This is a genomic window from Aquimarina longa SW024, assembly GCF_001401755.1.
Lineage (GTDB): Bacteria > Bacteroidota > Bacteroidia > Flavobacteriales > Flavobacteriaceae > Aquimarina > Aquimarina longa.
In genome coordinates this window covers 150641-166283 of sequence record NZ_KQ474101.1, presented here as the reverse complement: position 1 = coordinate 166283, position 15643 = coordinate 150641, and the positions used below count along the sequence as shown (strand labels likewise).

Genomic DNA, 15643 nt, shown 5'->3' with positions numbered 1-15643 from the left:
TTAGAAAAACATGTTAAAATATATAAAAATATACATATTATTTATTGTTACTATAGGCTTCATATCCTGTAGTAATGATAATGAAGTAGCTCCTCTATTTAATCAAGATATTGACACTCGTGTAAATGAGCTATTAGCTAGTTACAAAAAGACACTTACAGATGCTGAGTTTGGATGGATAGCTGATTATCAACCCATAGATAATAAAACAACAGGAGTGTACAATATTCATTTAAAATTTAATGAAGATAACTCTGTTAATTTAGTTTCTGATTATAATGGAGGAACTGATGATTTAGTTTCTAGTTATAGAGTTGGTAAATCACAATTACCTGAATTAGTTTTTGAAAACTATACTGTATTACATCGTTTATTTGAAGTAAACAGGTTTAGTTTAGAAGCTGAATTCGAATATATCATCAAAGAAGTTTCTAGCGACGTAATTAAGTTAGAAAGTAAGACTGATAACGGAGATAAAAAGTCTACACTTATTTTAACCAAGGCTACAGCTAACGATAAGGAAAATGTAAAAAAACTTCAAGGTTTAGATAACCGAGTTAAAAATGGTTATAATACAACACTTGCTTTTAGAGGAATAACTATTACGAATACTGCTTCAGATCTTATATTTTCTGGATCATTTTCTTATGATGAGCTTACCAGAATAGCTACAGTAATATATGAAGATGCTGATAATAACGAGAAAATAGACAAACTTGCTATTGAATTGACAGAAGGTGGTATTAATTTTGTAAGCCCAGTTACATTTGCAGGTACAGAATTTCAAGTTTTCACATACGATGAAGATTCTAATACATTTAAATCTACTATAGGAGATCTTACTGCTGTAATTAGTGCATCAAATGAACCTTCATATATCAATAATGATATTTTAAATATACAAAATGGTACTCGTACAATTTTTGGATATAGGCCTATTTATGGTGATGCTCAATTTATGTCTCAAGAGTTTCTTGATATTTTCACTACTATTGATGCTAACCTTGCCCCTAATGGGTTAAACATGGAAATCTATTTTTTTATACTTGATTTCTCAACCCCAACACCTACAGCTACTATGACATTTAGAGCTATAAATAAAGCAGGTGATAGAAGATTTGTTGGAAATTATAGTTTCAATGTATCTATAGTAAATAAAAAACTGTTTTTAACTTTAATAGGAGCAACTAACGCTAATGGAGGTTTCTTTCAATCTCGTATCAAACCACTATTAGATTTCTGGACATCTCCTAATGGTCTTTTATATACTGAAAGAGGAAATTTTAGAACGTTTAACAATAATTTCACTAACCAATCAGGAAGTTTCTTTAGCATAGATAACCCAATTAGTTCTTATGTAATATGGTTTCAATAATTAGTATCCTAATTTTAGATTCTCTATATACGGTCTTTAAAATTAATTAACAACAAACTATTGTTCCCTCAATAGCCTTTTCTAACTCAACTTCTGAAACCCCAGAGCATATGCTCTGGGGTTTTTGGTTAAGGACTTTTAAAATAGTATTCAAAAACTCTAAACCAACTCTTTATTGGAAATCTCTTCTTCTTATAAATATGTTAATACATCTTTATAACACCCCTATTTTAGTTAAATTAGGCAATCAAAATCATTATAATGAAGACATTTTTTTCAGTTATCCTATTTCTATTATCAACGGTATTAGTTGCACAAACAGATCAAAAAATTTATGATATCATCAATTCAGTATCAACCATACGTATCAAAAGTGATATTAAAACCCTTGCAGGTTTTGGAACACGCCACACGCTAAGCGATACTGTTTCTAATACCAGAGGTATTGGAGCAGCAAGACGATGGATAAAATCAGAGTTTGATAGTATTTCTAAAGATTGTAATAACTGCTTAGAAGTTTTTTATCAAAAAAATCTCATAAAAAAAGGAACCAATCAACGTATTACAAAAGATGTTTGGGTAGTCAATGTTGTTGCTATCCAAAGAGGAACAAAATACCCTAATCGTTTTATGATGATGAGTGGTGATATTGATTCTCGGGTAACCGACCCAAATAATTATACTTCAGATGCTCCTGGAGCTAATGACAATGCCAGCGGTATGGCAGGAACTATTGAAGCAGCAAGAGTACTCTCTAAATACAAGTTCGAAAATAGTATTATTTATGTGGGATTATCAGGAGAAGAACAAGGACTATTTGGCGGTCAAGGGCTAGCAAAATATGCTAAAGAAGAAAAATGGGATGTTATAGGAATTATGAATAATGATATGATCGGTAATATCAAGGGAGTAGATGGAGTAATTGACAATAGAACTTTTAGAATATTCTCTGAGCCCGTTCCTCCTACTGAAACTGATAAGCAACGAAAATCAAGGCGTTTTTATGGCGGTGAGGTAGATGGTATCTCTCGACAACTCGCGCGATATATCCATAAAACAGTACAAACATATATGCCCGAGATGAATCCTATGATGGTATATCGTTTAGATCGTTTTGGTCGTGGTGGTCATCACAGACCTTTTAATGACGCTGGGTTTGCAGGAGTTCGAATTATGGAAGCCCATGAGAACTACACACAACAGCATCAAGATATTAGAGAGGAAAATGGAATCAAATATGGAGACCTTGTTGCCTATGTAGATTTTGATTATGCAACAAAATTAACTGCTGTTAATGCAATAAATCTGGCTAGTATTGCTTGGGCTCCCCCTACTCCTTCTAATGTAAAAATAGGCGGAATCGTAGAGCCTTCAGTAAAATTTAAATGGAAAAAAAGTAATGACCCTAACATTCTCGGATATAAAATCTATTGGAGAGATACTACATCTCCTACATGGGATTATAGTAGATTTGTTGGCAATGTTGATAGTTTTCTATTAAATGGTATCGTCATTGATAATTTTTTCTTTGGAATTGCTTCTGTTGGAAAAAATGGATATGAGAGCCCTATAGTTTTTCCTTCAGAAGTATTTAGATAGTAAAACTTAATATTTTTTTTTTATCAAAAGAAATAGTAGTTAAATAGTAAAAATCTTTAACTATCATGGAGCAATTCTTAACTAAGTTGACTAAAATAATAACCAAACAGAAAAATTATTAACTAACTTCGTGTAAAGGTTAACTATACAAACAAAATGCAAATCAACTCCTTTAAAATTAAAATCACCATAGTAACACCAATGTATAAAATTTTTCTTTTTTATTTACTTACACTTCCCATATATTCCTTATTTGCACAAGAGTTAAAATTCACAAAACAAGACTCACTTCGTGGATCTATAACTCCTGAACGAGAATGGTGGGATCTGACCTATTATCATCTGGATATAACAGTAGATCCTGATCATAAAACAATTTCAGGAAAAAATACTATCCATTATAAAGTTATAGAAGAGCATGATGTAATGCAAATTGACCTACAACCCCCATTGAAAATTGAAAAAGCACTTCAAAACAACAAGAAACTAAAAATAACCTCTGTTGGCAATGCTCACTTTATAAAACTTATAGCATCTCAAAAAAAAGACACTATAAATACTGTAGATGTCTATTATAGTGGAAAACCGCGTGAAGCTGTTAATGCTCCTTGGGATGGTGGTATTTCTTGGAAAAAAGATATCAACGGCAAACCTTTTATTGCTTCTTCTTGTCAAGGATTAGGAGCTAGTGTATGGTGGCCCAATAAAGATCATATGTATGATGAGGTAGATAGCCTATTGATAAGCGTTACCGTTCCTAAAGATCTTATGAATATTTCTAATGGTCGATTACGTAAAATAGAAGAACATAATAACACTAAAACATTTCATTGGTTTGTATCCAACCCTATTAATAACTATGGTGTAAATATAAACATCGGGGATTATGTCCATTTTGGAGAAAAATATGAAGGAGAAAAAGATATCTTAGATATGGATTATTATGTATTAAAAGATAATCTCGAAAAAGCAAAAAAACAATTCAAAGATGCTCCTAAAATGATGAAAGCTTTTGAACATTGGTTTGGTCCCTATCCCTTTTATGAAGATAGCTTTAAGCTCGTAGAAGTACCTTATCTGGGGATGGAACATCAGAGCTCTGTTACGTATGGCAACAAATATATAAATGGGTATTTAGGAAATGATCTTTCTGGTTCTGGATGGGGTATGAAATTTGATTTTATTATTATACATGAATCTGGACATGAGTGGTTTGCAAACAACATCACTAATAAAGACATCGCTGATATGTGGATACATGAAAGCTTTACTGCCTACTCAGAAAATATATTCCTAGACTATCATTATGGTAAAAAAGCAGCCTCAGAATATGTGATTGGTACCAGAAGAAATATTCAAAATGATAAACCAATTATAGGTACTTATAATGTAAATAAAGAAGGATCTAGTGATATGTATTATAAAGGGGCTAATATGCTACACACATTGCGTCAGCTTATCGAAGATGATGAAAAATGGAGATCGATCTTAAGAGGACTCAATACAGATTTTTATCATCAAACAGTAACTACTCAACAAATAGAAAAATATCTCAGTAATAAAACTAAAATTGATCTTACTCAGTTTTTTGATCAATACCTTAGAGATACGAGAATACCTACTTTAGAATATATTGTTGCAAAAGGAAAATTAAAATATCGATATACCAATATTGTAACTAAATTCGACATGCCTATACGTATTTTTATAGATGAGATTCCACAATGGATACAACCTAATGCAGAATGGCAAACAAAAGAGTTTAAAGGAAATAAAATTATGATAGATCCAAATTTTTATATAAACTCAAAAAAAATATAACCCAATAAACGCAGAAGAAGAAAATACAGCTTTTAATCTTTTAGTTATTTTTGATTCTTTCTGGGGCTTTCCTTGGATTATATAACCAAGCATTTTTCATCACTAATATCAAAGTTGTAGATTGCTTTTTATCTAAAGAATCTAGCTCCGTATTAAAATAAAACCTTGAAGCCTGATATATCCCTGTTGTATTATATAAAAAGTCATATTTCACAACCAAATAATTTAAACATTCATTTTGTGACAATTCTTTTTCTAATTTCCATGCAAGAACATAACGATTTCTTAATAATTCGTTTTTTATTCATTAATAAATTCTTATGAATACTTGCAACATCAAGACATGGACAACTCCTATCATATTTTCCCATCATCCAATCTATAATAATACCTGTTGTTGAAACAGTTATATGATTTTGATTATATAATTCTACAAATTTATTCGGTAATTATTTAGAAGGTCTAATTGGATTGTAATTTACTTATCTCATTTTTTTAAAAACTATTATTAAAATCACTTTTTAAAAATGAAAAGAATAACTAATATCAGAATTCCTAAAACCAAATGGTTTAGTATTTTTAAAATTCGTTTCATCAAATTAAACAAAATATCTAAATAAAAATATATCACAGAATATTTATAGGTTTCTTATCATTATCAATTGCTACAAATTTAAAATGCCCAGAAACGGCAATCTCCCTATCATAACTATACATATCTTCTTTAAAAATATCAACTTTTACCAAACAACTGGTTTTCCCTACTTCTGTCACTCTTGCTATTAATTCTACAATTGTACCTTCTGGTATAGGTTTTTCAAAATCAATTTTATCCGTAGATATAGTCACCATTTTTTTTCTACTAAAGCGTGTTGCGCATATAAAAGAAACCTCATCCATTAATTGTAATGCAGTTCCTCCGAACAACGTTCCGTAATGATTTGTGGTATTAGGGAATACAGCCTTAAAAATTCTAGTTTCAGATTTTTCAATTAATTCTTCTATCGTACTCATGTGATACAGGTATAAATTTTTCTTATCATTTTACTCTTCAAAGGTAAATCTTATCGTCTTATATTTGTTTTATATTTAAAAAACTTCGAATGGATATTATAGAAAGTTTACATTGGCGATATGCAACTAAAAAATTTGATAGTGATAAGATAGTATCTCAAAAAAAAATAGAAATACTTACAGAAGCCTTTAATCTTACAGCTACATCATATGGGCTACAACCGCTAAAATTAGTTGTTATTAAAGACAAAGAGTTACAAAAAGAGCTTACCGAACATTCTTGGAACCAACAACAGGTTGCCGATGCTTCTCATGTATTAGTATTTTGTATCGAAAAAGTAATTGATAAAAAGTATATTTCTCAATATTTTAATAATGTAATTGCAACACGAAATACTCCTGAAGAAATCATAAATCCTTTTAAAAAACAACTTATAGAATCTTTTGATTCTAAATCTATTGAAGAGATATCAAACTGGGCGACAAAACAAGCATATTTAGCTCTGGGGAATCTACTTACGGTATGTGCTATCGAAGAAATTGACGCTTGCCCAATGGAAGGTTTTATTCCTAAAAAATATGATGAAATTCTAAATCTTAACAATTTAGGGCTTACTTCCGTTTTAGTATTACCCATTGGATATCGAGCAAAAGATGATATGTTTTCCGAATTTAAAAAAGTAAGACGATCTATTGATGAAACCATCATAAAAATCTGATTGTAAATAGCATAATAAAATTTAACTGCTTTATATTTCTATAAAAATAAAAATATAATAGGCTAACTATAAAATCAATCTCTTTTTAGGTATTTTTGCCAATACGATTTTAATTATATACCTATAGATATTATGCCTGGATTTGAATTATTTGGTACTGAAGAACAAAAAGAAGTTCAAGATGTTTTAGATAGTGGAGTTTTAATGAGATATGGATTTGATCCTATGAGAAATGGACATCATAAAGCATTAGAATTAGAAAAAGATTTAGCAGATAAAATGGGAACCAAATATGCACAAGTAGTATCTAGTGGGACTGCTGCATTAACGGTAGCATTAGCCTGTGCAGGAATTGGATCTGGAGATGAAGTAATTATGCCTACCTTTACTTTTGTTGCTAGTTTTGAAGCTATATTATCTGTAGGAGCCATACCAATATTGTGTGATATTGATGACACACTTACTTTAGACCCTAAAGCTATTGAAGCTTGTATTACTGAAAACACTAAAGCTATAATGCCTGTACATATGTGCGGATCAATGGCAGATCTTAAGGCTTTAAAAAGTATCTGTGAGGCTCATAACCTTATTTTAATAGAAGATGCATGTCAAGCTATTGGTGCTACTTATGATAGTAAACCTTTAGGTAGTTATGGCGATTTAGGTTGTTTTTCTTTTGATTATGTAAAAACGGTTACCTGTGGTGAAGGAGGTGGAATAATTACTAATTCCGAAATATATGCTGATCGAGCTCATAAATATCAAGATCATGGCCATGATCATATTGGTAATGATCGTGGAGCTGAAACACATCCTTTTTTAGGGTATAATTATAGATTATCAGAATTAAATGCTGCTGTAGGTATTGCTCAATTAAGAAAACTCGATAATGTACTTTCAATTCAAGAAAAAAACTACACCATACTACGTAATGCCTTAACCGCTATACCAGAAGTTACTTTTAGAAGAGTTCCGGAAACAGGAGTAGAAAGTTATGCTTTTTTAAATATATTTCTTCCTACTGAAGACCTTTCTAGAAAAACTCATAAAGCTTTAGGAGCACATGGAATAGATGCTTGTTTTTATTGGTTTGACAACAATTGGCATTATTATAAAAAGTGGGAACATCTTTTAGAACAAAAATCTCTAGGAAAATTGTCTAAAGAAATACAAACAGGACTTCAAAAAAACAATAAAACATTTCATAACAGTGATATTTGGATGGGTCGTACAATATCTTGTCTTATCAAACTTAACTGGACTGAAAAAGAAGTTGAAGAAAGGGCTTCTAAAATGAAAGAAGCTATACAAAGTATTCTATAGAACATAAATAAGAGTAACTAAGCTTCTAAATATTATTCAATCTGATCGCGCATTATTAAGTTAAATAATTAAAACATTTAAATAATCAGATGAATATAAAAAAATACCCTCTAGATTTTTAGAATTTAAAATCTAGAGGGTATTTTTTTAATAGTATATAATTACATCTTTAATATCCTACATAGTCTACGATTTCCAGACCATATCCAATCATTCCAACTCGTTTTTGTTGTACTGTATTAGAGACTAATCGTAACTTATGAATATTAATATCATGCAAAATCTGTGCTCCTATTCCAAAATCTTTGGTATCCATAGCTATTTTAGGTGCTTTAACAACTTCTTTTCCATTCTGAATTTCTTTTAATGCACTTAACCGTCCTAAAAGATTCAGAGATTGACTTTCTTGATTGATAAAAATAATTGCTCCTTTACCTTCTGTATTAATACGTTTAAACATTGCATCTAAACGTTTATCTGCATTATTTGTTAATGTACCTAATATATCATTATTAAATAATGTAGAGTTGACTCTTGTAAGTACAGGTTCATTTTCTTCCCAAGTCCCCAAAGTTAGTGCTATATGAACTTGATCATTGGTTGTTTGTTTATATGCTCTTAATCTATAACTACCAAAACGTGTAACGATATCAAAATCCTCTTTTTTCTCAATTAGAGAATCATGCTGCATACGATATGCTACAAGATCTTCTATCGATACTAATTTAAGATCAAACTTCTTTGCTACCTCTATTAATTGAGGCAATCGTGCCATAGTACCATCTTCATTTAAAATTTCTACTAAAATTCCTGCTGGTTGTAAACCTGCTAATCTAGCTAAATCTACAGCTGCTTCTGTGTGTCCCGTACGTCTTAGCACTCCTCCATTTTTAGCTTTTAATGGAAATATATGCCCTGGTCTACCTAAATCTTGAGGTTTTGTATTTTCTTTAACTAATGCATTTATAGTTTTGGCTCTATCATGAACAGATATACCTGTTGTACATCCATGACCTATTAAATCTACTGATACAGTAAACTGAGTTTCATGTAACACCGTATTATTCTGCACCATCATATCTAGATGTAACTCTTCACAGCGATCTTTGGTAAGTGGGGCACAAATTAATCCTCGACCATGTGTGGCCATAAAATTAATCATTTCTGGTGTCACCTTTTCTGCTGCTGCAATAAAATCTCCTTCATTTTCGCGGTCTTCATCATCAACCACAATGATTACTTTTCCTTGCCGAATATCCTCTATAGCCTCTTGAATAGTATTTAACTTCATTTTATTTTTGGTCTCAGTAGTTTGCGACATAATTATACTCTTAGATTAGTGCTTGCAAAGGTATTTAAAAAGAATGCTATATTGTGATTTTATACCTAATGAATTTCTAAATTTATGAAGGTCTTTAATTAATTTTATTTCCTCTTTTATATCGTAAAGCTTTAACTTTAGAAGTGACAATTTCTATAATCGTTCTAAAAAAGTTCATATTAGAAAGTCCCCTATCTCTGGTTGCTCTATATGTTAAAAACATGCTCAATGGAAATATAATAAATGTAGAAAGCCATGATCCAACAAATGGTGGGATACCTCCTTCTTCTGCACTATTTTTTGCAAAAATACCCACAAAATGATATGTTAAAAACAATCCTACTCCGATAACTATTGGTAATCCCAATCCTCCTTTACGAATAATCGCTCCCAAAGGAGCTCCTACAAAAAATAATAAAATACAAGAGATTCCTAAAGCGTATTTATCATGTAATGACATTTCATACTTATTAAGAGCTCTTTGTCTGTTAACCAGAGTTTCTCTAGTGGAGTCAAGCTTACGTATTACTGCATCTACATTAGAAGAAGCTATTTGATATATTTGTATTTTTTTTATAGTTTCAAAATAGTCTATTATTTTTAAAGTATCTGTATTTATTTTTTGAATTGTATCTAGGTTTCTATTTAACCCATCAAAACCAACTCTTCTATCTATTTCGAATCTCATATGCTTTCTATTTACATTAGATTGATCTGATAATGTATCCAATTCAGCCTTCAATTCTCTAACATTAAGCATATTATAACCTTTACTATGATGCTGAGCGTCCATATCAACATTATCTAAAGATGATAAATCTATATTTAAAACATATTTCTCAAAATGTGTTTTCGAAAATGGTAATTTATTCCTTTTTTGAGCAGTTTTTTGAGCAATTTCAGTATAATGATTACCGTCATTAAGTATTAATGTTACAAAATTAGAATCAGCACTGCCCTTTAACTCACCTCCTACAGCTTTTATTACTGTAAAGTTACCTGGTCTTGCTTCTTTCTTATGTATAATAACATCCTTAAGGTATTCATCATTATCTCCATACTTTTCGGCTACCTTAATATTGATATCTCCCAAATCATTAAATTGATTTGGTGTAATTACCATTGCAGGTTTTACTTTTACTATATTCTTTCTCAGATTGATAAACCTCTTTTCTGAAGATGGAATCACGGTATTCGAAAATAGAAACGCTCCTATACCTACAAAAAAGATAAAAACAGCTAATGTTCTCATTGCTCGTTGTAATGATATTCCTGAAGATTTCATTGCTGCAAACTCATAGTTTTCTGCAAAATTTCCAAAAATCATAATAGAAGTTAATAAAATTGTAAGTGGCAAAACCATAGGTATTAACCTAGGTGTTGCATAAGCTAAAAATTTTAAAATGACAGAAAAATCAAGATCTTTCCCTGCCAATTCTGATATAAACAACCAAATTGTTTGGAGTAAAAGGATAAACATAATAATTATAAAGAGCGGAAAAAATGTCTTTAAAAAAGTGGTTAAAATGTATCTATCAAGAATCTTCACACGTTTTGTATTTTCTAAATATCAAAAATATAAAAAAAGAACGTGTGTGATATACACCCGTTCTTTTTTGTACTATATTTTTTTTAATCTAAGCGATTAATATAATAATTTTTATATTTTGATTCATCAAAAACAAATAACGTTTCAGATAATGGTTGATTTGTTTTAAAATTATTTACGGTAATGGTTACATTAGTACCATTATTTTGTTTTTGAATCATTTTATAAATATGTTTTGTTTGCTTATCAATACCTAATAGTATTTCTTTTAAATCGCTTTTAGAATCAATCGGAGTCAATTTAACATATTGAATTTTTCTACCTTTTACATCTTGTACAATATCCATTTTATACGAATATCCTTCTTCATAAAAAGTAAGCATTTTTGAAGGGGTTATACTAGTCCCATCTTCTTCATTCTGAGATGAAATATTTATTTCTTCATCCTCTGAGATAATCACATGTAATTTTTTACCATCATACATCTGCTCTGTACCCATTAAATTAAGGACATACTTATTTCCTTGTAGTATTACCTCTCCTCTGGTTTCTTGAGAAACATTCTCTGCTTGATTATGAATAGAATATTTAAAGCCAATAACCATATTAGTGTAGCTTTTTACTTTCTTAGAGACTTCATCTAATAAGGATTTGGCACTTTGTGCTTGTATAGTAGTTACACAAAATATAAATAGTAAAAGTAATATCTTCTTAATCATTTTTGTAATTCTTCGTTTAATTTATTCTATCTATCACGGAATCTCCAAAATAGTTTATTATTCATTATCTAATAATTGTTGAAGCGATACTAGATCAGTAATCAAAACTTGCCTTGCTTTACTTCCTTCAAACGGACCTACAATCCCTGCTGCTTCTAATTGATCAATTAATCTCCCTGCACGATTATATCCTAATTTTAATTTCCTTTGTAACAAAGACGCTGATCCTTGCTGAGCTGTTACAATTATTTCTGCTGCTTCGGCAAAAAGTTTATCTCTATCTTTTTTATTTATATCAAGACTTGTGCCACTTTCTTCTCCTAAGTACTCTGGTAATAAATGTGCATCAGGATACGCTTTTTGACTACCAATATATTCTGTTATTCGTTCTACTTCTGGGGTATCGACAAAAGCGCATTGTATTCGTACGACATCGTTTCCTTGTGTAAATAGCATATCTCCTCTACCAATTAACTGATCTGCTCCTCCTGTGTCTAAAATTGTACGCGAATCTATTTTAGAGGTTACTCTAAATGCAATCCTAGCAGGAAAGTTAGCTTTAATCATTCCTGTTATCACATTTACTGATGGTCGTTGGGTAGCTATAATAAGATGTATTCCAATAGCTCTTGCTAACTGAGCTAGTCTGGCTATAGGAGTTTCTACTTCTTTACCTGCAGTCATAATTAGATCTGCAAATTCATCTACTACAAGAACAATATATGGTAGAAAGCGGTGCCCATTCTCTGGGTTTAATTTCCTAGCTTTAAATTTAACATTGTATTCTTTAATATTACGTACCATTGCCAACTTTAACAAATCGTAGCGAGTATCCATCTCTATACATAAAGAATTAAGTGTATTAATTACTTTAGTATTATCTGTAATTATAGCTTCTTCTGTATCTGGCAATTTTGCCAAATAATGGCGTTCAATCTTATTAAATAAAGTAAGTTCTACTTTCTTAGGATCTACCAATACAAATTTTACTTCTGCTGGATGTTTTTTATATAATAATGACGTAAGTATTGCATTAAGTCCTACAGATTTACCTTGTCCTGTAGCACCTGCCATAAGAAGGTGAGGCATTTTTGCTAAATCTACTACAAATGTTTCATTAGAAATTGTTTTACCTAGTGACAGTGGTAATTCCATTTCTGCATTCTGGAACTTAGAAGATGCAATAGCTGATCGCATTGACACAATTGTAGCTTTTTTGTTAGGTACTTCTATCCCTATAGTACCTTTACCTGGTATTGGAGCGATTATACGAATCCCTAAAGCTGCTAACGATAATGCGATATCATCTTCGAGGTTTTTTATTTTAGATATCCTTATCCCTGCCTCAGGAACAATCTCATAAAGTGTTACGGTAGGACCTACTGTAGCTTTTATCTGAGCTATTTCTATTTTATAATTCTTAAGTGTTTCAACAATACGATTTTTATTTTCTTCTAACTCGCCTTGATCAATAGTAATACCTCCTGTCTGTACAGTATAATCTTTTAAAAGAGTGATTGCTGGGAATTTATAATTCCCTAACTCTAATTTAGGATCAAACTCACCAAAATCTTTAACTAATTGGTCACTTAGGTTCTCTACAACTTCTTCTTCTATTGTCGTTTCAACCTCCATAGCGATATCCTCTGGGTTATCTTTGGATTTTATAACTAATTTTTCTAAATTTTCGTCGGTATGCTTACTTTTATCATTATAGGAGTCATTAATCGTAGGGGTTAATGTAATTTCTCCTGTATTAGAACTAGCAATATCAGTCTTCTCTTTTTCTATTTCAATTTTCTGTTTATCATTAGATGTATCTATGATTTTTTCTGCAGTAGTAGAATATTGCTTTTCTATAGAAGGATCTTTATTTGTTTTTGAAGTTTTTTCAAAATCCTTAACGATAGTTTTTTGAGTATTTTTCAAAGAGTTGGATAATTTCTCAGGAGTATATTTAAGCCTAACAACAATATATACTATTGCAAAAAAAGCTAGAACTAAAACTGTTCCTATAAAACCGATATAATCTCTTAAAAAATCATTAGTTTCATACCCTATTACTCCTGCTAACAATCCTTCTTCTTTTTCTACAAATCCTAAAACAATAGCTATCCAAAGCATTACTAATATTCCCCAAAACCAAAATCCTAGTAATTTTTTTCTATTAAGATCAAAAAACAAGTATACTCCTGTTAAAGAAGTTAAGACAGGAATAATTAAAGCAGATATACCAAATCCTTTAAAAATAAAAAAATGACTTACAACAGCTCCAAATTTACTCAACCAATTTTTAGCAGATGACGCTCTATTATAAAATTGTGATATTTCACTTTGATCAACTTTCCAATTAAAGAAAAACGAAATAAAAGCAAAGAATAATCCTATACCTAAAAAGAACAAGAAACTACCAAAAACAACTTTCTGTTGTCTTGATAATCCTACTTTTTCTTTTAATGAAGTTGTAGCTTTTTTTGTCGTTGTCTTTTTTGTACTTACCTTTCTTTTGGCCATTTTTTGGGTATCTAATCGCAAAAATACGAATATCTATATTGGAACGTAAAAATGCCTAAAAAAATTCTAAATCAAATATGGTATATATATTAACAGTCCTATTAGTATTGCAATTATTGCGGCAATAAAAACAGCTCCTGCAGCAATATCTTTTATAAAACCTATTTTATTATGAAAATCTGGGTGAATAAAATCAGCGATTGCTTCAATTGCAGTATTTACTCCTTCGACGCTAATCACTAAACCTATAGCAAAAATTTGTAAACCCCACTCGATTGTAGTAATTCTAAAATAAAATCCTAGTACAGTCATTAGTACAGCAATTGTAAATTGAACTTGTATACTTGGTTCTGTTTTGATCAGTAATAATGCTCCTTTAAAAGCATAACCACAACCGCGGAGTCTACCTAGTGCAAATTGCACAATTTTACTACCCATAATAAATATTAAGATAATGCTTTTAAGGCTGCAGAATAATCTGGTTCTTGTACAATTTCTGGAACCTGCTCTTTATAAATAATTTCTCCTTGCTCATCAACAACAATAACTGCTCTAGAGTGCAACCCTTGTAATGGACCATCTATAATATCTAATCCATAATTTTTACCAAATTCTCCTGTTTTGAAATCAGAGTGATTAATTACATTTTTTAATCCTTCTGCTCCACAAAAACGATCTTGAGCAAATGGTAAGTCTCGAGAAATACATAAAACTTTTGTATTAGATAAATTACTTGCCTCTTTATTAAATGCTCTCACGGAAGCTGCACAAATCCCTGTATCTACAGATGGAAAAACATTTAAAATAACTCTGGTTCCTTTATAATCTGATAGTTTTGTTGTTGACAAATCTGTATTAACCAATTCAAAGTTTGGAGCCGTATCTCCAACTTCGGGTAGAGTTCCACTTGTATGAATTGCATTTCCTTTTAATGTAATTGAAGCCATAATATTGTTTTTGTGTGTTCTAAAATTTATAAATTAGTGAGATTATAATGTAATAATAATGATTTTTTGAAAAATAAAAAAACATCTGCTAGCTAGAACGTTTTTTTTCTATTTTAAGTATCTATTGATCCAAGAACTCTTTTCATAAAGCTATTTAATGCTTCTTTTTTTGGAGTCCCATTTTTAATCATTTTATCAACCTCTAACGCTCCATACATATTAGAGATTAATTCTCCTATAACATCTAATTCTTCATCTTTAAGTGACGGGATCTCTGTTAAAGATTCTAGTGTTTCAATGGTTTCTACTATAAAATCTTCATCGTTTTCTTCTATAAAACTTGTAAGATGTTTAATTACTGGCAACTTCATCTACTAATTCTTTAAGAATATCAAATTTATTGGTTTGAACCTGATTTACAAAAGCTCCACTTTTAAATGTAGCAAATGTAGGTAGGTTATCCACTGTTGCTAGTTTTCTTGATTCAGTATACTTCTCTGCATCAACTATTACAAATACAGCTGTATCGTGTTGTGAAGCTAATTTTTTAAATTTTGGTTTCATTATTCGGCAATTCCCACACCATGAGGCAGAATATTGAACAATCACCGTTGTGTTTTCTTCTATAAGTTGAGAAAGGTTATCCTCTGCTAATTCTTGTAACATAACAATATTTTAATTAAAAATCATAATACGTTTTCTCTGAAGTCAATTTTCCTCAGAGAAAACGTATAAAATTATT

At 30.5% G+C, this 15643-nt stretch carries 15 protein-coding genes; 5 read left to right on the top strand and 10 right to left on the bottom strand.

Annotation, left to right across the window (positions count from 1 at the left end; translation table 11 throughout):
- The first annotated feature begins 10 nt into the window (after positions 1 to 10).
- The 3 genes from N456_RS15040 to N456_RS15030 all read left to right on the top strand — a co-directional run bounded on the left by N456_RS15040 (position 11) and on the right by N456_RS15030 (position 4795).
- Positions 11 to 1375 (top strand): DUF4302 domain-containing protein, encoded by a 1365-nt coding sequence (locus N456_RS15040; RefSeq protein ID WP_062058976.1) that lies wholly within the window; start codon positions 11 to 13, stop codon positions 1373 to 1375.
- A 261-nt stretch (positions 1376 to 1636) separates the two neighbouring features.
- Complete coding sequence (locus N456_RS15035; RefSeq protein ID WP_062058973.1) at positions 1637 to 2974, top strand: M28 family metallopeptidase; 1338 nt, start codon at positions 1637 to 1639, stop codon at positions 2972 to 2974.
- A 201-nt stretch (positions 2975 to 3175) separates the two neighbouring features.
- Entirely contained in the window at positions 3176 to 4795 is a 1620-nt protein-coding gene (locus N456_RS15030; protein ID WP_062058970.1) for a M1 family metallopeptidase, read from the top strand.
- A gap of 40 nt (positions 4796 to 4835) precedes the next feature.
- Here N456_RS15030 and N456_RS23760 read toward each other — a convergent pair whose 3' ends face one another.
- Positions 4836 to 5099: a transglycosylase domain-containing protein gene (locus N456_RS23760; RefSeq protein WP_082422551.1), complete on the bottom strand. Its 264-nt coding sequence runs from the start codon at positions 5097 to 5099 to the stop codon at positions 4836 to 4838.
- A gap of 323 nt (positions 5100 to 5422) precedes the next feature.
- On the bottom strand, positions 5423 to 5809 hold the full coding sequence (locus N456_RS15025) for an acyl-CoA thioesterase (RefSeq protein WP_062058967.1): 387 nt from the start codon (positions 5807 to 5809) through the stop codon (positions 5423 to 5425).
- A gap of 89 nt (positions 5810 to 5898) precedes the next feature.
- Between N456_RS15025 and N456_RS15020 the strand changes: the two genes are divergently transcribed.
- Both N456_RS15020 and N456_RS15015 read left to right on the top strand, forming a co-directional pair.
- On the top strand, positions 5899 to 6528 hold the full coding sequence (locus tag N456_RS15020) for an NAD(P)H-dependent oxidoreductase (protein ID WP_062058965.1): 630 nt from the start codon (positions 5899 to 5901) through the stop codon (positions 6526 to 6528).
- A gap of 132 nt (positions 6529 to 6660) precedes the next feature.
- Positions 6661 to 7851 carry a DegT/DnrJ/EryC1/StrS family aminotransferase gene (locus N456_RS15015; RefSeq protein ID WP_062058962.1) on the top strand — a complete coding sequence of 397 codons (1191 nt, stop codon included), beginning with the start codon at positions 6661 to 6663 and terminating at the stop codon, positions 7849 to 7851.
- A 169-nt stretch (positions 7852 to 8020) separates the two neighbouring features.
- Here the strand turns inward: N456_RS15015 and ribB are convergent, their stop codons facing one another.
- The 8 genes from ribB to N456_RS14975 form a co-directional block, all read right to left on the bottom strand.
- Positions 8021 to 9172, bottom strand: coding sequence for a 3,4-dihydroxy-2-butanone-4-phosphate synthase (gene ribB, locus N456_RS15010; RefSeq protein WP_062058959.1), 1152 nt, complete (start codon positions 9170 to 9172; stop codon positions 8021 to 8023).
- 94 nt (positions 9173 to 9266) lie between these two features.
- Positions 9267 to 10652, bottom strand: coding sequence for an LptF/LptG family permease (locus N456_RS15005; RefSeq protein WP_240315540.1), 1386 nt, complete (start codon positions 10650 to 10652; stop codon positions 9267 to 9269).
- Positions 10653 to 10804: 152 nt separating this feature from the next.
- On the bottom strand, positions 10805 to 11437 hold the full coding sequence (lolA1, locus tag N456_RS15000) for an outer membrane lipoprotein periplasmic chaperone LolA1 (protein ID WP_476726730.1): 633 nt from the start codon (positions 11435 to 11437) through the stop codon (positions 10805 to 10807).
- A gap of 60 nt (positions 11438 to 11497) precedes the next feature.
- Positions 11498 to 13954 (bottom strand): FtsK/SpoIIIE family DNA translocase, encoded by a 2457-nt coding sequence (locus tag N456_RS14995; RefSeq protein ID WP_062058950.1) that lies wholly within the window; start codon positions 13952 to 13954, stop codon positions 11498 to 11500.
- Positions 13955 to 14020: 66 nt separating this feature from the next.
- A complete protein-coding gene (locus tag N456_RS14990) occupies positions 14021 to 14392 on the bottom strand; it encodes a diacylglycerol kinase family protein (protein ID WP_062058947.1) in 372 nt (123 codons plus the stop codon).
- A gap of 8 nt (positions 14393 to 14400) precedes the next feature.
- Entirely contained in the window at positions 14401 to 14901 is a 501-nt protein-coding gene (gene tpx / locus N456_RS14985; RefSeq protein ID WP_062058944.1) for a thiol peroxidase, read from the bottom strand.
- Positions 14902 to 15014: 113 nt separating this feature from the next.
- A complete protein-coding gene (locus N456_RS14980; RefSeq protein ID WP_062058941.1) occupies positions 15015 to 15272 on the bottom strand; it encodes a DUF6952 family protein in 258 nt (85 codons plus the stop codon).
- Positions 15253 to 15567 (bottom strand): thioredoxin family protein, encoded by a 315-nt coding sequence (locus tag N456_RS14975; protein WP_062058938.1) that lies wholly within the window; start codon positions 15565 to 15567, stop codon positions 15253 to 15255. Before N456_RS14975 ends, N456_RS14980 begins: the two co-directional genes overlap by 20 nt.
- Between the last annotated feature and the right edge of the window lie 76 nt (positions 15568 to 15643).